Annotated in this window: 14 protein-coding genes; 4 read left to right on the top strand and 10 right to left on the bottom strand. The window is 74.0% G+C overall.

Annotated elements, in window-relative coordinates; all coding sequences use genetic code 11:
• The first annotated feature begins 26 nt into the window (after positions 1-26).
• Genes ABT369_RS05210 through ABT369_RS05220 form a run of 3 tightly spaced genes read left to right on the top strand, consistent with a single transcriptional unit; the run spans position 27 to position 6245 of the window.
• The gene (locus ABT369_RS05210) at positions 27-3761 is read left to right on the top strand and encodes an amino acid adenylation domain-containing protein (protein ID WP_350610419.1); all 3735 of its coding nucleotides are present in this window, start codon (positions 27-29) and stop codon (positions 3759-3761) included.
• Between the two features lie 46 nt (positions 3762-3807).
• A complete protein-coding gene (locus ABT369_RS05215) occupies positions 3808-4845 on the top strand; it encodes a TauD/TfdA family dioxygenase (protein WP_350610420.1) in 1038 nt (345 codons plus the stop codon).
• The gene (locus ABT369_RS05220; RefSeq protein WP_350610421.1) at positions 4842-6245 is read left to right on the top strand and encodes an FAD-dependent oxidoreductase; all 1404 of its coding nucleotides are present in this window, start codon (positions 4842-4844) and stop codon (positions 6243-6245) included. Before ABT369_RS05215 ends, ABT369_RS05220 begins: the two co-directional genes overlap by 4 nt.
• Positions 6246-6430: 185 nt before the next feature.
• Here ABT369_RS05220 and ABT369_RS05225 read toward each other — a convergent pair whose 3' ends face one another.
• The 3 genes from ABT369_RS05225 to ABT369_RS05235 form a co-directional block, all read right to left on the bottom strand.
• Positions 6431-7123 (bottom strand): TetR/AcrR family transcriptional regulator, encoded by a 693-nt coding sequence (locus tag ABT369_RS05225; RefSeq protein ID WP_350610422.1) that lies wholly within the window; start codon positions 7121-7123, stop codon positions 6431-6433.
• 10 nt (positions 7124-7133) lie between these two features.
• On the bottom strand, positions 7134-8099 hold the full coding sequence (locus tag ABT369_RS05230; protein ID WP_350610423.1) for an alpha/beta fold hydrolase: 966 nt from the start codon (positions 8097-8099) through the stop codon (positions 7134-7136).
• Positions 8100-8214: 115 nt separating this feature from the next.
• Complete coding sequence (locus ABT369_RS05235) at positions 8215-9090, bottom strand: helix-turn-helix domain-containing protein (RefSeq protein ID WP_350610424.1); 876 nt, start codon at positions 9088-9090, stop codon at positions 8215-8217.
• Positions 9091-9192: 102 nt separating this feature from the next.
• Between ABT369_RS05235 and ABT369_RS05240 the strand changes: the two genes are divergently transcribed.
• Positions 9193-10602, top strand: a complete 1410-nt coding sequence (locus ABT369_RS05240) for a DHA2 family efflux MFS transporter permease subunit (protein ID WP_350610425.1) — start codon at positions 9193-9195, stop codon at positions 10600-10602.
• A gap of 15 nt (positions 10603-10617) precedes the next feature.
• Here ABT369_RS05240 and ABT369_RS05245 read toward each other — a convergent pair whose 3' ends face one another.
• The 7 genes from ABT369_RS05245 to ABT369_RS05275 form a co-directional block, all read right to left on the bottom strand.
• The gene (locus ABT369_RS05245) at positions 10618-11382 is read right to left on the bottom strand and encodes a DUF1932 domain-containing protein (protein ID WP_350610426.1); all 765 of its coding nucleotides are present in this window, start codon (positions 11380-11382) and stop codon (positions 10618-10620) included.
• On the bottom strand, positions 11379-12041 hold the full coding sequence (locus tag ABT369_RS05250) for a GntR family transcriptional regulator (protein WP_350610427.1): 663 nt from the start codon (positions 12039-12041) through the stop codon (positions 11379-11381). Before ABT369_RS05250 ends, ABT369_RS05245 begins: the two co-directional genes overlap by 4 nt.
• A gap of 220 nt (positions 12042-12261) precedes the next feature.
• Positions 12262-13956, bottom strand: coding sequence for a tannase/feruloyl esterase family alpha/beta hydrolase (locus ABT369_RS05255; protein ID WP_350610428.1), 1695 nt, complete (start codon positions 13954-13956; stop codon positions 12262-12264).
• A 68-nt stretch (positions 13957-14024) separates the two neighbouring features.
• On the bottom strand, positions 14025-15053 hold the full coding sequence (locus tag ABT369_RS05260) for an amidohydrolase family protein (protein WP_350610429.1): 1029 nt from the start codon (positions 15051-15053) through the stop codon (positions 14025-14027).
• Positions 15050-16021 carry a VOC family protein gene (locus tag ABT369_RS05265; protein ID WP_350610430.1) on the bottom strand — a complete coding sequence of 324 codons (972 nt, stop codon included), beginning with the start codon at positions 16019-16021 and terminating at the stop codon, positions 15050-15052. Before ABT369_RS05265 ends, ABT369_RS05260 begins: the two co-directional genes overlap by 4 nt.
• On the bottom strand, positions 16018-17079 hold the full coding sequence (locus ABT369_RS05270) for a PrpF domain-containing protein (protein WP_350610431.1): 1062 nt from the start codon (positions 17077-17079) through the stop codon (positions 16018-16020). The genes ABT369_RS05265 and ABT369_RS05270 overlap by 4 nt, the downstream gene beginning before the upstream one ends.
• On the bottom strand, positions 17076-17768 hold the full coding sequence (locus ABT369_RS05275; RefSeq protein ID WP_350610432.1) for a 4-carboxy-4-hydroxy-2-oxoadipate aldolase/oxaloacetate decarboxylase: 693 nt from the start codon (positions 17766-17768) through the stop codon (positions 17076-17078). The genes ABT369_RS05270 and ABT369_RS05275 overlap by 4 nt, the downstream gene beginning before the upstream one ends.
• Between the last annotated feature and the right edge of the window lie 63 nt (positions 17769-17831).

Raw genomic sequence — 17831 nt, forward strand, 5'->3', positions numbered from 1 at the left:
CACGACGGACACCGGAGGGACGGACGATGACGAGCGTCGAGACGTGGCAGGAGGAGGGCTACCAGCTCGCCCCGCAGCAGCTAGCCCGGCTGGGCGAGGCCGGGAGCACGGCGGTGCGCACGGTGCGCACCGGCGCCCGGGTGCCGGCGCAGCGGCTGGAGACCCGCCTGGCCGCGGCGGTCGCGGCGCACGAGATTCTGCGCACGCGGTACGCCGAGCTGCCGGGCCTGGCCGCGCCCGTGCAGGTGGTGGCGCCGCCCGGGCCGGTCGCGGTCGAGCGGATCGGCGCCGAGGGCACCGTGCTGCGCGCCGGCGAGCTGACCGTCGAGCACGAGCTCGGCGCGGCGGGCACGCGGTTGGTCGTCTCCCTGCCGCGGCTGAGCGTCGACGACGCCTCCTGGAGCCGGCTCGTCGGCCTGCTGCTCGACGACGTCGTGGAGGAGCCGGCGGGGGAGGTGCTGCAGTACGCCGACGTCGCCGCCTGGCTCAGCGAGGCCCTGGACCCGCCTGCGTCGGCGCCGGACGGGCCGGCCTCGGCGCTGCCCTTCCTCGTGCCGGCCGAGCGCCGGGACCCGGCCGCCGAGCCGGTGATCGCCTCGCTCGTCGTCGCCGGCGCGGCGCTGCGGCGGCTGGAGGCGCTCGCCGGGCGGTGCGGCGTGAGCGAGGCGGCGGTGCTGCTGGCCCTGTGGCGCTCGCTGCACCTGCGCTACGACCGCGACGCCGACGACCCGGTGGTGGTGCTGGCCGCCGGCCGGTCCGAGGACGGCCTGGAGGGCGTGCTCGGCCTGCTGGAGCGCCCGGTGCCGGCGCGGGTGGAGCTGGCCGCCGACGCGACGGTCGCCGACGCGCTGCGGGCGGCGCAGGACGCGCTGCGTGCCGCGGCGGCGATGGAGAACCAGGTCGACCCGGGCCTCGTGGCCGCCGGCGGCCCGCTGTCGTACCGCCACCGCCGCGACCGCTGGGCCGAGGAGCTGTCGGCCACCGGCTCGCCGCTGGATGCCCCCGGCCAGCTGCACCTGGACTGCGTTCGCGGGCCGGACCGCCTCCGGCTGACCCTCGTCGGCGCCGCCGGCCGGATCGCCCCGGCCGACCTGGCCCTCGTGGCGGACGCCTTCGAGCACCAGCTGGCCGACGCGGTGGACGGCGACCCGGGGCGCGCCGTGGGCACGCTGCGGCTGACCGCGCCGCGCGGGCCGGCCGCGGTGGGCCCGCCGCCCGCCCGGTCCGCCTCGGTGCTCGAGCGCTTCCTGGCGCAGGCCGACCGCACGCCCGATCGGCCCGCGCTGCGCTGCGGCGAGACCGTCGTGTCCTACCGCGACGCGGCGCTGCGCGCGGACGCGCTGGCCCACCTGCTGCGCGGGCACGGCGTGCGGCCGGGGCAGCGGGTGGCGATGCTCGCCCCCGCCGCGACCGAGACGGTCGTCGCGATGCTCGGCGTCTGGCGCTGCGGTGCGGCGTTCGTGCCCCTCGACCCCGGGTGGCCGCGCCGGCGGGTCGAGGCGATCCTGGGGGAGGCCGATCCGGCGCTGCTGCTCGCCTCCGGGCCGGACGCCGAGGGGTGGGGCACGGTACGCGTCGTCGACCCGGCCGCGGCGGTCGTGGACCCGGGGCGGGCGGTCACCGCCGACGCGCCGGCCCGCGGCGCCGCCTACGTGATCTTCACGTCGGGCACGTCGGGGCGGCCCAAGGGCGTAGTCATCGGGCACGAGCAGGTGGCGCACTACGCCACGGCGATCGGCGAGACGCTCCGGCTGTCCGAGGGCGCCGAGTTCGCGGCGGTATCGACCCTCGCCGCCGACCTCGCCTACACCGCCATCTTCCCGACCCTGGCCGGCGGCGGGTGCGTCCAGCTCGTCCCGGCCGGGACCGCCACCGACCCGGCGGTGCTCGCCGAGTGCTTCGGTGCGCATCGCCCGGCCGCGCTGAAGCTGGTCCCCTCGCACCTCACGGCGCTGCTGGCCGAGGCGGCCGACCCGCTCGCGCTGCTGCCGGCCGAGGCGCTGGTGCTCGGCGGGGAGCGGCTGCCCCGCCGGCTGTACGAGCGGCTGCGCGAGATCGCGCCGGGGCTGCGGGTGTACAACCACTACGGCCCGACCGAGACGACGGTGGGCGCCTCCTGCATCGCGCTGGACGCGTCGGTCGACGGGCGCTGCGCCTCGATGCCGGTCGGTGGTGGCCTCGGCGCGAACGTGCTCACGGTGCTCGACCCGGCGGGCGCCGCGCTGCCGCCCTGGTGCCTCGGCGAGGTGCAGGTGAGCGGCCCCGGCGTCGGCCTGGGCTACCTCGCGCGGCTGCGGGAGGGCCGGGCGGGCTTCGGCACGGCGGACACGCCGTACGCCCATCGGACCGGCGACCTCGGCCGCCTGGTGCCCGGCGGCGGCGTCGAGATCGTCGGCCGCCTGGACGACCAGGTGAAGGTGCGCGGATACCGGGTCCAGCTCGGCGAGATCGAGGGGCTGGTGGCCGCTCAGCCCGGCGTCGACGCCGCCGCCGTCGTGGCGCGTGCGGACGAAGCCGGCCTCGTGACGCACCTCGACGCCTACCTCACCGCCGCAGCCGGCGGGCCGGCGCCGTCGGTCGAGCAGGTGCGGGCGGCCGTCGGCCGCCAGCTGCCGGCCGCGCTGGTGCCGACCGGCTGGCAGGTGCTGCCGCGGCTGCCGCTGACCGGCAACGGCAAGCTCGATCGCCGGGCCCTCGCCCCGGTGGCGGCGCCGCGGGCCGGGACCGGCCGGCCGCGCGACTCGGTGGAGCAGCGGCTGCTGACGACCTGGTCGTCGATCCTGGAGCAGGACGTCTCGTCGCCGGACGCTGACTTCTTCGAGCTCGGCGGGCACTCGCTGCGGGCGATCAAGCTCATGGCGCAGATCAACAACGCCTTCGGCTGCCGACTGCCGATGTCCGCGGTGTTCACCGCCCCGACCGTCGCGGCGATGGCCGCGCTCGTGCGCGGCAGCGACGTGCAGGACTCCAACCTGGTCCCGCTGCGCGCGGCCCCCGCCGGGCCCGGCGGCGCCCCGATCTTCTGCATCCACCCGGGCGGCGGCAACACGCTGAGCTACTGGGAGCTGGCCCGGCTGCTGCCGGCGGACCGGCCGGTCTTCGGCATCGAGTCGTGGGGCCTGCACGGCCGGGAGCCGCAGCGGGACTACGCCGCCATGGCCGAGGGGTACGCGGCGAGTATCGCGGCCGTCGGCGGGGGCGCGCCGGTGATCATCGGCTGGTGCTTCGGCGGCGCGATGGCCTACGCCACGGCCGAGGCGCTGCGCCGCGGCGGGCACGACGTGGCCCGACTGATCATCGTCAATGGGGCCCTGCCGAGCGAGCAGGACGGGGCCGACTGGACGTCGCCGGAGTACCTGGTGCGCCGCTTCGCCTTCCACTGGCAGCTGCTGGACCTGCCGGACGGGCCGATCGGCCACCGGGAGCTGCTCGACGCCATGCGCCGGGCCGGGCGCCTGCCTCCCGGCGCCGGCGAGGCGGAGCTGCGCAGCATGCTCGACGTCTTCACGATCAACATGACCGCCCTGGACCGCCACTTCGTGCGGCAGGGCGCCACCTTCGACCCGCCCGACTTTCCGGTACTGCTGGTGCGGGCGGAGCCGGCCGACGAGGAGCCCGACCCGGACCGTACCTGGGGCTGGGCTTCGGTGGTCGGCGCGCCGCTCGGCCTCGCGTCGGTGGCGGCCACGCACCACGGCATCATGCGCCAGCCCGCCGTCGCCGAGCTGGCCGACCTCATCGGCCGGGTGCTGCCGGCATGACGCCGGGCCCGGCCGGACTCCATCGCGATCGAAATGAGGCCCATCCATGAGTGACGTCACGTCCCGGCGCCCGCCGCTGGGGGCGGCCCGGCGCACGGTGTCCTCCGCCGGTGGCGAGCCGGTCAGCATCGGCTTCCTGCCGGAGGCGCCGTCGGCACCCGTGCTCATCACCCCGAACGGCCCCGGCGCCGACCTGCCCGGGTGGCTGCGCGCCAACCGTGAGCCCGTCGAGACCCGGCTGCTGCGGCACGGCGCGGTGCTGCTGCGCGGGTTCAACGCCGGCTCGGTCGAGCGCTTCGAGCAGGCCGCCGCGGCCCTGTGCGCCACGCTGCACCGCGAGTACGGCGACCTGCCGCGCGAGGGCGAGTCGGACCGTATCTATCAGTCCACGCCGTACCCGCAGGATCTGTCGATCCTGTTCCACAACGAGAGCTCGCACCTGCCGCGCTGGCCGATGCGGCAGTTCTTCTCCTGCATCGTGGCCCCGCGCTCCGGCGGCCAGACGCCGATCGTCGACTGCCGCACGGTGCTGGCCCGGATGCGGCCGGAACTGGCCGAGCGCTTCGCGACCCGGGGGCTGCGCTACGTCCGCAACTTCATCGAGGGCGTCGACGTGAGCTGGTCGCGCTTCTTCGGCACCACGGACCGGGCCGAGGTCGAGCGCCGGTGCGCCGAGGAGGGCACGAGCCTCGAGTGGACGGCCGACGGCGGCCTGCGCACCTCGCGGCGGGCGCCGGCGGTGCTGCGCCACCCGGTGACCGGCGAGGCGGTGTTCTTCAACCAGCTGGCGCTGCACCACCCGTCGGCGCTGGACCCGGAGACTCGCTCGGTGCTGCTCGGGATCTGCGGGGCGCAGGGGATGCCGCGGAACGTCTTCTGGGGCGACGGCGGCGTCATCGAGGACGAGGTGGTCGACGAGGTCCGCGAGCTGATGGACCGCGAGTCGGTCGCGTTCGCCTGGCGGGAGGGCGACGTGCTCGTCATCGACAACATGCTCGTCGCGCACTCGCGTAGCCCGTTCACCGGCCCGCGGAAGATCGTGGTGGCGATGGGCGAGCTGACCGGGGAGCCCGTGACGCCATGAGCCCCGCGACGATCGAGGTGGACTACCTGGTCATCGGCGCCGGGGCCGGCGGGATGGCGTTCGCGGACGTCATCGCCGAGGACAGCGACCGCACGATGGCCGTCGTCGACCGCTACGACGCCCCCGGCGGGCACTGGACGATGTCGTACCCGTTCGTCCGGCTACACAGCCCGTCGCACGTCTACGGCGTGCACTCGCGGGCGATGCCGAGTGACGCCGACGCGACCGGCCGCGCGTCGCGCCACGAGATCCTCGACTACTACGACCGGCTCATGCGCGAGCGCCTGCTGGAGTCGGGCCGGGTCGTGTACCTGCCGATGCACCACGTCGAGGAGGTGCTCCCCGGCCGGCCGGCCACGGCCCGGGCCCGCTGCCTCGTCAGCGGCGAGACCACCCGGATCGTGGCCGCCCGGCGCGTCGTCGACGCCGCGTACCTGGACGTCACCGTGCCGGCGATGGGCCGCCGGCCCTTCGAGGTCGCCGACGGCGTGCCGGTCGTACCCGTCAACGAGCTCGTCAACCTCGGCGCGGCGCCGCAGCGGTTCACCGTGATCGGCGCCGGCAAGACCGGCATCGACGCCTGCCTGTGGCTGCTGAACCGGGGCGTGGACCCGGCCCGCATCACGTGGATCTCGCCCCGCGACGCCTGGCTGCTGCCGCGCGGGCAGGGCGGCCCGGAGCCGGAGTACCGCCAGCTGCAGCGGCTGCGCGACTGCCGCTCGCCCGGCGAGGCGATCGGCGCGCTCGAGCGGCTGGAGATGATCGTCCGGCGGGATCCGGCCGTGACGCCCGGCGCGTTTCGCTGCGCCACCGTCAGCACGTTCGAGCTGGCGCAGCTGCGCCGGATCGAGCACGTGGTGCGGCTGGGCCGCGTGCGCCGCGTCGACGCCGGCGGGGTGCGCCTGGAGGGCGGGGACATCGCGTCGCCGCCGGGCACGGTGTACGTCGACTGCACCGCCGACGGTCTCACGCGGCGGCCGCTCCGGCCGGTCTTCGCCGACGGCGCGATCACCCTGCAGCCGCTGCTGCCGTGCCTGCTCGCGCCGAGTGCTGCCGTCATCGGGCACCTGGAGCGCCTCGAGCTCGACGACGACACGCGCAACCGGCTCGCCGCGCCGGCCGCCAACCCGAGCGCGGCCGCCGACGTGATCGCCTTCTACGCCACGCGCATGCAGCGGCTGCACCAGTGGTCCGGCGCGCCTGACCTGTTCGACTGGCTGCGCAGCTCGCGGCTGGCGGCGGCGCTGCCGGGCCTGGACGACATGGGCGAGGCGGGCAACCGCGACGCCGCCGGGCTCGTCGCCGCCCACCTGGGGCAGCTCGCCCGGCCGGACGGCGGCGACGGCCGCCCCCGTCCGGTGGCCCGGGCGGCCCGGCGGCGGCTGGTGCCGGAGCGCTAGGGCGCGCAGGTGCACCGTGCCGGGCCGGCGCCGCGCCGCACCGGCGTCGCCGGCGCCATCTTCGACGGTGCCGCGCCGCCGATCAGACCCGCGCCGGCGTCGCCGCTACCCATCAGGAAGGTCTGCCAGCGGTCCAGGCCGAGGAAATTGGGGATCGCCGTCGGCGCCGATCACAGGGCTTGGGGTCACACCGGTTTCGAGACCGCCTGGCGCGGCCACCGCTCGAAGCCGTCCAGTAGAGCCCGGAGTCCCTGCTCGAACTGTTCCTGCGGCCGGTATCCGCCGGCGGTCGCCCGGGCGAGGTTCGGGTAAGGGCCGAGCAGCTCGGCGGCCTCCTGCTCGGTGGCGACCGGGCCGCCGACCGGGTCGCCGACCTCGGCGAGCACGTGCCCGATCGTGAACGATCGCAGCGCGTTGACCATCACGAGGAGCTCCCGGTCGGCGAACCCGGACCGGCCGAGCGCGCCGAGGGCCCGGTCGGCGAGGCCGAGCACCGCGGGGCTGTAGGCGGGGCGGGTCGCCACGAGCGGCACGACGTGCGGGTGCCGCCGCAGGACCTCGCGGAGGCTGCGGGCGAACGCGGCCAGGAGGTCCCGCCAGCCGCCGGTGCGGGCCAGCCCGTCGATGTCGATGTCGATCTCCGCGTACGCCGCCTCGATCACGCCGTCGAAGAGCGCGCTCTTGTTCGGCAGGTGGTGGTAGAAGGCCATCGGGTTGGTGCCGAGCTCGGCGCCGAGTTTCCGCATCGACAGCCCCGCCGCCCCGTCGCGGTCGAGGATCGCGAGCGCGGTGCGGACGATGTACTCCCGGGTGAGCGCGGGGCGGACCGGCCGGCCGGTGTCGTCGGTGGCCAGGGGGCGGTTCGCGGCGGGCGGCATGACGTCGACCCTAGTCGGCAGTCCGGCCGGGCCGCTCGGGCAGGACGGCGCGCAGCGCGGCCGTCCAGGGCTCGGCTCGGTCGAAGTACGAGGTGTGGTGGCCGGGCATCGTTACCGGCCGGGTGCCGAGCCGGTCGGCCAGGATCGCCGCGGGCCGCCCGTAGTAGCGGTCGGCGGCCAGGGTGACGGCGCCGACGGCGAAGGCGATCGGGATGCCGCCGGCGGCGAGGGCGGCGATGTCGGGTTCGTAGCTGACGAATGGGTACATCTCGGTCCGGACGAAGAACGGCTGATTCGCGCCGCTGCGGGCGGCGAAGTCGGCCGGGTGGAACGCGTAGGCGGAGAACGGGATGCCGGTCGTCAGCGCGAACACGAACATGGCGGTCGTCGCGCCGCCCATGCGGGAGATCGGCCCGGTGATGGCGCGGAACACGCCCAGCCACCGCTCGCGGTCGGGCAGCACGGTGAGGACCGGCGGTTCGTGGGCGACGGCGGCGGTGACCGAGTCAGGGAAGGCGCGGGCCATCTCCAGCGCGACGATCGCCCCGCCGCTGTTGCCGAACACGAGCGCCGAGCGGTGGCCGGCCGCACCGAGGACGGCGACGGCGTCGGCCGCCTGCTGGTGCATGTCGAACCGGCCGGCGTTGCGGCCGGTGCTGCGCGAGTTGCCGCGCCGGTCGTAGGTGATGACCTGGAACTCGTCGGCGAGCAGTGCCGCCGGGTAGGTGTAGAAGCCGGCGTCGCCACCCCCGCCGGAGATCATGAGCAGCGGCGGCCCGCTGCCGCGCACCTCGTAGTAGAGGTCGTCGCCGTCGGTACTGACCCGGCCGGTGCGCATCGGGACGCGTTCCGCCAGCGCCTTCGTGCGGGCCAGGTCCGCCTTCGAGGATCTCGCCGGGTTGCGGGTGAACATGCCCGCGGTGCCTCGCGCGACGGCGTCGACCAGCGCTGCACCGGTCCGCAACTTGCTGAACATCCCCGCCTCCATCGATCATCGCGCGACTGGCTATACGGCGTATAATAGCTATACGACGTATAGAAGCTCAAGCCGTCCGGGCTAGGGAGCCGCAGCATCGCCTGCGGCGGGCCGGTCACCCCGGCGCGTCGGTGGGGGTGGCGGTCCAGGTGTCGAGCAGGTGCAGGGCCTGGTGGGCGGGTGTGCCGGGGCGGGCGGTGTAGGCGACGATGGTGAGGCCGGGGTCGGCCGGCAGTTCGAGGGCGTCGTAGTCGAGGTCGAGGTCGCCGACGGCGCGGTGGTGGAAATGCTGGACGCCGCTGCGGTAGTAGCGCACGTCGTGAGCGGCCCAGCGGGTGCGGAACCGGTCGCTGCGGATGGCCAGGTCGCCGATGAGCGCGGACAGAGCCGGGTCGTCGGGGTCGCGGCCGGCGGCGGTGCGCAGGCTGCCGACGGCGTCGTTGGCGATGGCGTTCCAGTCGCGGTAGAAGGTGGCGGCGTCCGGGTCGAGGAAGACGAACCGGGCGAGGTTTGCGTCCAGCTCGGGGCGGTCGAGGACCTGGGCGTAGAGGGCGGCGCCGCGCCGGTTGGCGGCGAGGATGTCGAGGCGCTGGTTGCGCACGAACGCGGCGGCGCCGGTCATGCTGTCGAGCAGCTGCCGGACGCTGTGGCGCAGGCCCGGGCCGGCGGTGGCGCGCCGGCGGGTGCGGTGTGGTGGGGTGTTGGCGACGGTGATGAGGTCGATGAGGTGGGCCCGTTCCACGTCGTCGAGTTGCAGGGCTCGGGCGAGGCTGTCGACGACCTCGTCGGAGACGCCGCGGGCGCGGCCGCGTTCGAGCTGGGTGAGGTGCTCGACGCTGATCCCGGCGAGCAGGGCGAGTTCTTCGCGGCGCAGCCCGGGCACGCGGCGGCGGCCGCCGTAGTCGGGCAACCCGGCCTGCTGCGGGGTGATGCGGGCGCGGCGGGTCATGAGGAACTGCCGGATGTCGCCGCGCACGTCGGGGCCGGTCACGACTCGAGCGTAGGACGGCGTGACGGGCGGAGAGGGGTGCTGGTAGTACCCCCTGTCGACAGCGTCTGCCTCATCGGCAGCCTCGGTGGTTGCCTTGGCTACATGTCCGCTGCTGTCACCTCCGAACGGCGCCCGGCCGCCACCGCGGCGGGCACCGACGTGCACGCCCGCTCTACCCTCGCCGCGGCGGTGCTCGGGTTCTTCGTCATCACCCTCGACGCGACCATCGTCAACGTGGCGCTGCCGTCGATCCGGGCCGGCCTCGGTGGGGGGATCACCGGCCTGCAGTGGGTCGTCGACGGGTACACGCTCATGTTCGCCGCGCTGCTGCTGTCCGCCGGCGCACTGTCCGACCGGGTCGGCGCCAAGCGCGGCTTCGGCGCCGGGCTGCTGCTCTTCGGGGCCGCGTCCGTGCTGTGCGGCATCGCGCCCAGCCTGACCGTCCTCGTCGCCGCCCGGTTCCTGCAAGGCGTCGGTGCCGCGGTGGTGATGCCGGCGTCAATGGCCCTCGTCCGGCACGCCTACGCCGAGCCGGCCGCCCCGGGCCGGGCGGTCGCGGTCTGGGCGATGGGCGGCGCGGTCGCCGCCGCGGCCGGGCCCGTGCTCGGCGGCCTGCTCAGCCTCGCGTCGTGGCGCCTGATCTTCTGGGTCAACGTGCCCGTGGTGGCGCTCACCCTCGCCCTGCTGGCCCGGTCGCCTCGCAGCCCGTACCACCGGGTGCCGTTCGACTGGACCGGGCAGGTCCTGGCGATCGCCGCGATGGGCGCGCTGACCTTCGGCGCGATCGACGCCGGCCCACACGGACTGACCAGCCCGCGCGTCCTCGCCGCCCTCACGGTCGCGGTGCTCGCCGGCGTGGCGTTCGTGCTCGTGCAGGCGCGGACGGCGCACCCGATGGTGCCGCTGGGGCTGTTCCGCTCGGCCACGGTCAACGTCGCCGTCGCGATCGGGTTCGCGTTCATGGTCGGCTTCTACGGCCTGCCGTTCCTGTTCAGCCTGTACTTCCAGACCGAACGCGGCCTGTCACCCCTCGCCGCCGGGGCGGCGTTCCTGCCGATGATGCTGCTCAGCGCCGTCCTGACGCCGTTCACCGCGCGGATCGTCGAACGCGTCGGCCCCCGGGTGCCGGTGGTGACCGGGCTGGTCCTGCTCGCCGCCGGCTCTGCCGCCCTGGCGCTGCTGCCCGCATCCGCACCGATCTGGCTGGTGGCGCTGCTGCTGGTGCCGATCGGTCTGACCGGCCCGCTGATCATGCCACCGACCACCGCGGTCCTGCTCGAGAGCGTCCCGGCCCGGCGCACCGGCGTCGCCTCCGGCGTGTTCAACACCAGCCGCCAGGTCGGCGGCGCGCTCGCCGTCGCCGTGTTCGGGGCGCTGGTCTCCGCCTCCGGCGGCTTCCTGCACGGGGCCCGTATCAGCCTGCTCATCACGGTGGTCCTCGCCCTGGCCACCGCCGTCGCCGGGCTCACACTGCGCTCCCGACCGGCCGCCGAAGGGGTCGCTACCGGCTGATCGGTTGGCTGCGGCTCAGGCGAGGTCGCGCAGCCAGTCGCGGCTGGCGCGGGCCACCCGGGCCGGCACGCCCAAGCCGTCGAGCAGTTCCGCGGCGGCCTGCATCTCGTGGGTTCGGCGCACCGCGTGCCTGCGCGAGCCGGTGACGAGGCGGTCCAGTGTCGCCGCGTCGGCCCGGGTGAGTTCGTCGGCGATGTTGCCGCTGAGCCACTCCTCCAGGTCCGCGGCGCGGGCGGCGGCGAGGGCTTCCACCGCCGCGGCGGCCATGCCTTTGTAGAAGATGCTGCGTAACAGCTTCCGGGTGGCGGCGAGGCCGACCGGGCCCTCGAGCACCTCCACGGGGGTGCCCAGCGGGCCCATGATCGCGGCGAAGCGGTCGGCGCCCGGGCCGGAGACGGACATCGGGGTGCCGAGGCCGCGGGGCGGGACCGGCGCCATGATGGCCACGTCGGCGACGACCGCGGCGTCTCCCGCGGCGCGCTGCACGGCCTCCTTCACCGCGGGCGCCGCGGTGTTGAGCTCGGCCCACACGATGCCCGGCGCGCAGCCCGGCAGGCCCTGCGAGAGGGCATCGAGGGCGGCGGCGGCACTGTTGACGCTGAGCACGAGCGCGGCGCCGTGACACGCCTGGGCCGCGGTGTCTGCCGGGTGTACTCCCGGCGGCGCCACGACGCGAGGATCGTACCCGCGCACCGTCGCACCACTGGTCACCAAGTCGCGAGCGAAGTGCCCGCCGGCCTCACCGAGGCCGAGGACCGCGATTACCGGCGTCGCGCTCACACCAGGCCCGCCCCGTCGAAGCCGCGCAGGTTTTCGATGACGCTGGCGATGTGCTCGCGCATCGCCGTCTCGGCCTCCTTCGGGTCACGCTGCCGGATCGCCTCGATGATCCGCTCGTGCTGCGGCAGCGACACCTGGGGTCGTCCCGGCTGCATCGACAGCATGAACTGGTGGCGGACCAGTTGCCCGCGCAGCGTGGCGATGATGCTGTCCGCGGTGCGGTGCCCGGCGATCGTGCGGATCAGCGCGTGGAGGCGCTGGTTGAGATCGCTGTAGCGGCGGAACTCTCCGGCGCTGACGGCCCGGCGCATGAGCAGCGCGACCTCGTCGAGCTCGCTGGCCTGCTCGTCGGTGACCCGGGTGGCGGCGCGGGCGGCGACGAGGCCCTCGACGACCATGCGGACCTCGCTGATCTCGATCGCTTCCTCGACCGACACTTTGCGCACGAGCGCACCGCGGTTGCGCTGCACCTCGACGAGCCCGTCGGCGGCGAGGTCCTGCAGGGCGGTGCGCACGTTGAACCGGCTCACACCGAAGCGCTGACTGAGCTGCGCTTCGACGAGTCGTTCACCCGGTAGGTACTCGCCGCGCAGGATGGCCTCCCGCAGCGCCTCCCGGGCCTGCGCGGCCGGGGTGTCGGAATGCGGCTGAACTGGCACGTAACGAGTGTGGCAACCCGCCCACAGTATTGTCAACAATCTCCCGTGAGTAGGGCAATGGCCGCAGGACGGCGCCAGGCAGACATCGTTAACAATCCGGTCCTGCTGATCATGCCATGGTCGGCGTACCGGTGTCCGGGCCGCGCTGGTGGCGTGCACTCGAATGCGAGCGCGGCGCCTTCCGCTGAACGGAGGCGCCGCGCCGGCGGGGCAGTGCGGATCAGAGGACGAGCCGGCCGTTCACCACGCGGGGCCAGGTCTGGTAGTTGCTGGAGAACAGCCGCTGCCCGACCCAGTTCGCGTCGTTGCGGACGGTGTCACGAGGGGTGTACGGCACGAAGCTGGCGGCGTCGTCGACGTTGCCCGTGCCGTCGTAGCGGGCGACGGTCGGGTACGGGTAGACCGGGCGGGTGCGGGTGATCGTGCCACCGGTGCTTTGGCTGGCCGCGATCTTGCCCGGCTGCGCGCCGCTCTCGACCCACGCCGTGACCGGGGTGAGGACGTCGAAGGTGCTCGGGCCCTCGCCGCCGCCGCAGTGGGCCATGCCGGGGAAGAGGTACAGGCGGGCGAAACGGTCCACGGTGCGCTCGCCCATGGCTTTGTTGACGGTGTCCCAGTACACCAGCGTGTTCTGTGGCGAGATGTGCTGGTCGTTCCAGCCGTGCCAGAGGATGAGCTTGCCGCCGCTGCGCTGGAAGCGGCTGAGGTCCGGGTCGAGCGCGGCCATGTAGGTGGAGGACGGCAGCACGGTCTTCCAGAACGACGACACGGTGAACTGCAGGTCGGTGAGCTGGTAGCCGGGGTTGGGGCGGTTGGGGTCGGCGAGGTAGCGCAGGTAGGACAGCGCGAACATCTCGCTGGCCACCGGCTGGCCCTGAGCGGCCGGAATGAACAGCGTCCACTCCAGCTCGGAGCCCCATTCGTGGGCGATGGCGGGTTCGAGGCGGTTGCCCTGGGCGTCGGTGGCGCCGTCATGCAGCTTGCGTACGACGGCGGCCTCGGCGGGGGACAGGCAGGTGGTCGGGTCCTGGCCGGTCGCGCAGCGCAGGGTGTCGGGGCTGAACCGGCACAGCCGCGGGTCGTCGATCAGGCCGTCGGTGAGCCCGTCGAGCTTGTCGCAGGCCCGCAGCACGGCGGTGTGGATGAGCGGGAGCTTGCCGGCCAGCAGGATGTAGCTGCCGTTGGCGCCCTTGTTGGCCAGCACGTTCCAGGCGTGGTGGAAGGTGTTCTGCACGGCCATGTTGCTCGCGGGCGCGCCGGCGGCGATGCCGTCGAAGTCGTCCGGGTAGCGCTGGGCCTCCATGAGCGCCTCGCGGCCGCCGTCGGAGCAGCCGGTGAAGTACGAGTAGACCGGTCCATGTTTGTAGAAGGCCCTGATGAGCGCCTTGGCGGCGACGGCGGTCTCGTGCACGCCCCGGTAGGCGAAGTCGATCTGCGCCTGCGGGTTGCCGGCGGCCCAGGAGCCGTCGTTCTGGCCCTGGTGGCCCATGTCGGTGGTGGCGCTGGCGACGGTGCCGTCGGCGATGATGGGGCAGTCGGCCGCCTGTCCGTAGTTGATGTTCGCGTTGCCGCACAGGCCGCCGCAGCCGGTCTGCACGTACCGCTGGGTCCAGCCGCTGACGGGCATCCGGACGACGATGGTGTTGTTCGGGGTGATGGTGCCGCGGACCTCGCAGTAGGGGGCGGGGGTGTTCGCGGTGACGATGGTGGCCGACTGCAGCGTGACGTTGCTGATCCTCAGGCCCAGCACGTCGGTGCATGGGATGACGGGCTGGACGGCCGGGAGGGCGGCGAGGCCCTGCGGGGTGGTGGCGGGGCGGCGGGCGGCGTCGGCGGTGGCGGGGGTGACGCCGACCGTGGCGGACAGGACCATGGCGGCCGTGGCCACCAGGATCGTGCGGATCGGTTTGGGCACGGTTCGTCTCCTCGGTGCGAACGATCGGACGGGGGTGCGGTGTCAGGCTGCGGCGTCAGGTTGTGGCGTCAGGTTGTGACGGCCTGCCGCCGCAGCAGGGCGGCGTCCAGCCGCGGGTATACGCGGCGGGCGTTGGCCTCGTAGACCTTGCGCCGGTCGTCCGCGCTCAGGCCGAGCGTGTCGACGTAGCGGCGGGTGTCGTCGAAGTGGTGGCCGGTCTGCGGGTCGATGCCACGCACGGCGCCGACCATCTCGGAGCCGAACAGGATGTTGTCGACGTCGACGACGCCGAAGAGCAAGTCTATGCCGGGCTGGTGGTAGACGCAGGTGTCGAAGAAGACGTTGCGCATGACCGCCTCGGCCAGCGGCGGCCGGCCGAGCATGTCGGTGAGCCCGCGGAAGCGGCCCCAGTGGTAGGGCACGGCGCCGCCGCCGTGCGGGATGACGAACCGCAGGTCCGGGAAGTCGCGGAACAGGTCGGCCCGCAGCAGCTGCATGAACGCGGTGGTGTCGGCGTTGAGGTAGTGCGAGCCGGTGGCGTGGAAGTTCGGGTTGGTGACGGCCGAGACGTGCACCATGGCCGGTACGTCGAGCTCGACCATGACCTCGTACAGCGGGTACCAGCCGCGGTCGGTCAGCGGTGGCGCGGTCCAGTGCCCGCCGCTGGGGTCGGGGTTGAGGTTGACCCCGACGAACCCGAGATCCTCGACGCAGCGGCGCAGTTCGGCGATCGAGCCGGCGATCGGCGCGCCCGGCGACTGCGGCAGCTGGCCGACGCCGATGAAGTGCTCGGGGTACAGCTGAACGACCCGGGCGATGAGGTCGTTGCAGGCGCGGGTCCATGCCCGGCTCACCGCCTCGTCGCCGAAGTGGTGGCCCATGGCGGAGGCGCGGGGCGAGAAGACGGTCAGGTCGATGCCGCGCTCGCGCATCAGTCGCAGCTGGCTGCCCTCCACGGAGGCGCGCAGGTCGTCTTCGGGGATGTCCGGGTACGCCGGCGTGGCCCGCCCGGCCCGGAACGCGGCCTGCTGCGCCTCACGCCACGCGGTGTGGGCCGCGGGGGCGGTCGTGTAGTGGCCGTGACAGTCGATGATCACTCCGGGTCTCCGGCGGGGGCGACGACCGGCGTGCCGTGGGTGTGGAAGGTCTCGATGGTTTTGAGCCCCCAGGCCTGGCCTTTCGCGCGCTCCTCCTTCGTCCAGCTGATCGTCTTCCAGTCCGGGGCGAGGATGAGCCGGGCACCCGCGTTGCAGATCTCGATGCGGTTGCCGCCGGGCTCCCAGACGTACAGGAAGAACGTCTGCTGGATGGCGTGCTTGTGCGGGCCGGTCTCGATGTGCACGCCCGCGTCGAGGCACACGTCGGCGGCGCGCAGGATCTCCTCGCGGGTGTCGGTGGCGAAAGCGACGTGGTGCAGCCGGCCTCGGGTGCCGGTCCAGTCCTCGGTGTAGACGAGGTCGTAGGTCTTGTTGCCCAGCGAGTACCAGATCGCCTGAGGGCTGCCGTCGTCCTTGACGATCTGCTCGGTGCAGCGGGCGCCGAGCACGTCGCGCAGGTAGGCGGAGGTGCCGGGCACATCGGCGGTGAGGTAGTTGACGTGGTCGAGGCGGCGCAGGTTGGCGCCGCGGCCCGGGTAGGCGGCGGCCTGGTTCTTCAGCGCCGGGCGGTCGGTGTCGTCGGCCCGGTACCACTCGACGTTCCAGTACAGGCCGAGCTCGTGCCCGTCGGGGTCGGTGCACACGTGCACCTCACCGAGGTTGTGCACGTCGGTGAGGACGCGGGTGGCGCCGGTCTTCGCCACCAGCCGTTGCAGCGCTTCGGGGCCGGCGGCGCGCAGGTAGGTCCGGCCGATCCCGGCGGCGTCGCGCTGGATGAGCCGGAGCGTCCACGACTGATAGTCGTCCCAGGTGTGCAGGTAGACCGAGCTGTCGTCCCGGTGTACCGCACGCAGCCCCATGACCCGCACGAAGAAGTCGGCGGACTCGTCGAGGACCGGGGTGTACAGCTCGATCGGCCCGACGTGGGCGATGTCGCGCCGGCCGTCCGGGTCGTGCGGGATCGTCATCCGGTTGCCTTTCCACTGCGGGGCCATACGAGCCCGTCGGAGATCTTGCGCGCGGTGCGGACCACGCTGCTGCGCAGCACCCGGGTCGCCGCGCCGCCCGGGTCGAGCTCGATGCCGACGTCGAACGTTCCGGTGGGGTGCTCGACGCGGACCAGCGAGTCGTCGCTGCCGGCGCGCGCCACGGTGCCCGGGGTGCGTACGGCCGCGGCGACGGAGACCGCGCCGAGAACGCCGATCGCGGTGTGGACCCGGTGCGGGATGAACGTCCGGGTGGTGACGGTGCCGCCGTTCCTCGGCGCGGAGACGATGCTCAGTTTCGGCACCGTCATGTCGGCCACGTCCCCGAGCCCCATCGCGGCCCCTGCGACCAGGCGCACCTGCTCCAGCTTTCCCCGCAGTTCGGAACGGCTCTCGAGGTCGGCCGGGTCCTCGGTGCCGTCGAGCCCGAGGTCGGCGGCGCACAGCACGACGACGGGCATGCCGGCGTCGACGCAGGTGACCGCCACGCCGGCGAACTCGTCGACGAGGGCGCCGGTCGGGAAGACCGGCGCTGCGCCGCCGGGGAACGTGAGGTCGATCGGGGCGGCCGGGAACGGGGTACCGGCCATGACCGTGTCACCGTCGTAGCGGACCCGGCTGCCGGGCGTACGCACGCGGGCCTCGACCAGGCTGACCGACGGGTTGACGATCCGGATCCGCACGGTGGTCGTGTCGCCGGTGACCGGGACGAGTCCACGCTCGATGGCGAACGGTCCGACTCCGGCGAGGAGATTGCCGCAGGTCTGGGCGTCGGTGACGACCGCACGGCCGGGCACGATCTGCAGGAACAAGTAGTCGACGTCGGCGTGCGCGTCGGCCGACGGTGAGACGACAGCGACCTTGCTGGTCAATGGATGTCCTCCGCCGAGGCCGTCGATCTGGCGGTCGTCCGGGGAACCCAGGATGCGCAGGAGCAGGTCGTTGCGCTCGGCCGGGTCGGCGGGCAGGTCCTCGGCGAGGAAGTAGGCGCCCTTGGAGCTGCCGCCGCGCAACTGCATGCAGCGGATGCCGTCGCTCATTCGGGGAGCCGATCCACATACCGCACGCCGAGTTCCTCCAGCAGGGGGCGCAGGTTGTACAGGTCGACGCCGAGCACACCGCCGGCGAGGGTCTCGCGCTTGCCGGCCTCGTTCTCGAGGCGCTTGGCGGCGGCGTCGGCGACCGCCGGGCCGGAGGCGGCCCGTAGCACGAGCACGCCGTCGTCGTCGGCGATGACGATGTCGCCGCCGCGCACCAGCTGCCCGGCCGCGACGACGGGCACGTTGACCGAGCCGGGGCTGGCCTTGACCGTGCCCTGGGCGTGGACGGCCCGGGACCAGACCGGGAAGCCGATCTCGCGCAGCGTGGCGATGTCGCGCACGCCCGCGTCGATGACCAGGCCGACGACGCCGCGGGTCATCAGCGAGGTGGCGAGCAGGTCGCCGAACATGCCGTCGGTCGACGGCGAGGTCGTGGTCACCACGAGCACGTCGCCGGGCCGGCACATCTCCACGGCCGCGTGCAGCATCAGGTTGTCGCCGGGGTGGCTGGAGACGGTGATCGCGGAGCCGCCGATCGCCGCGCCGGTCTGGCGCGGCTGGACCTCGGGGCCGAGCAGGCCGATGCGGCCGGCGGCCTCGTGGACGGTGGCGACGCCCGCCGCGCGCAGGGCGGCGATGACGTCGGGTTCAGCCCGGTCGACCGACCGGACGATGTAGTGCGCTGCCATGCGTTCTCAGCTCCGTCGGACTCGACCGGTGGCGCGTTGCGATTGTCAACAATCCACTCCGCA

Origin of the sequence: Dactylosporangium sp. NPDC000244, assembly GCF_040300725.1 — a bacterium.
Lineage (GTDB): Bacteria > Actinomycetota > Actinomycetes > Mycobacteriales > Micromonosporaceae > Dactylosporangium.

Excerpts from the sequence above, each read along its gene's own strand:
- ABT369_RS05210 (WP_350610419.1), top strand. The coding sequence starts at position 27 with ATGACGAGCGTCGAGACGTGGCAGGAGGAGGGCTACCAGCTCGCCCCG.
- ABT369_RS05215 (WP_350610420.1), top strand. The coding sequence starts at position 3,808 with ATGAGTGACGTCACGTCCCGGCGCCCGCCGCTGGGGGCGGCCCGGCGC.
- ABT369_RS05220 (WP_350610421.1), top strand. The coding sequence starts at position 4,842 with ATGAGCCCCGCGACGATCGAGGTGGACTACCTGGTCATCGGCGCCGGG.
- ABT369_RS05225 (WP_350610422.1), bottom strand. The coding sequence starts at position 7,123 with ATGCCGCCCGCCGCGAACCGCCCCCTGGCCACCGACGACACCGGCCGG.
- ABT369_RS05230 (WP_350610423.1), bottom strand. The coding sequence starts at position 8,099 with ATGTTCAGCAAGTTGCGGACCGGTGCAGCGCTGGTCGACGCCGTCGCG.
- ABT369_RS05240 (WP_350610425.1), top strand. The coding sequence starts at position 9,193 with ATGTCCGCTGCTGTCACCTCCGAACGGCGCCCGGCCGCCACCGCGGCG.
- ABT369_RS05265 (WP_350610430.1), bottom strand. The coding sequence starts at position 16,021 with ATGACGATCCCGCACGACCCGGACGGCCGGCGCGACATCGCCCACGTC.
- ABT369_RS05270 (WP_350610431.1), bottom strand. The coding sequence starts at position 17,079 with ATGAGCGACGGCATCCGCTGCATGCAGTTGCGCGGCGGCAGCTCCAAG.
- ABT369_RS05275 (WP_350610432.1), bottom strand. The coding sequence starts at position 17,768 with ATGGCAGCGCACTACATCGTCCGGTCGGTCGACCGGGCTGAACCCGAC.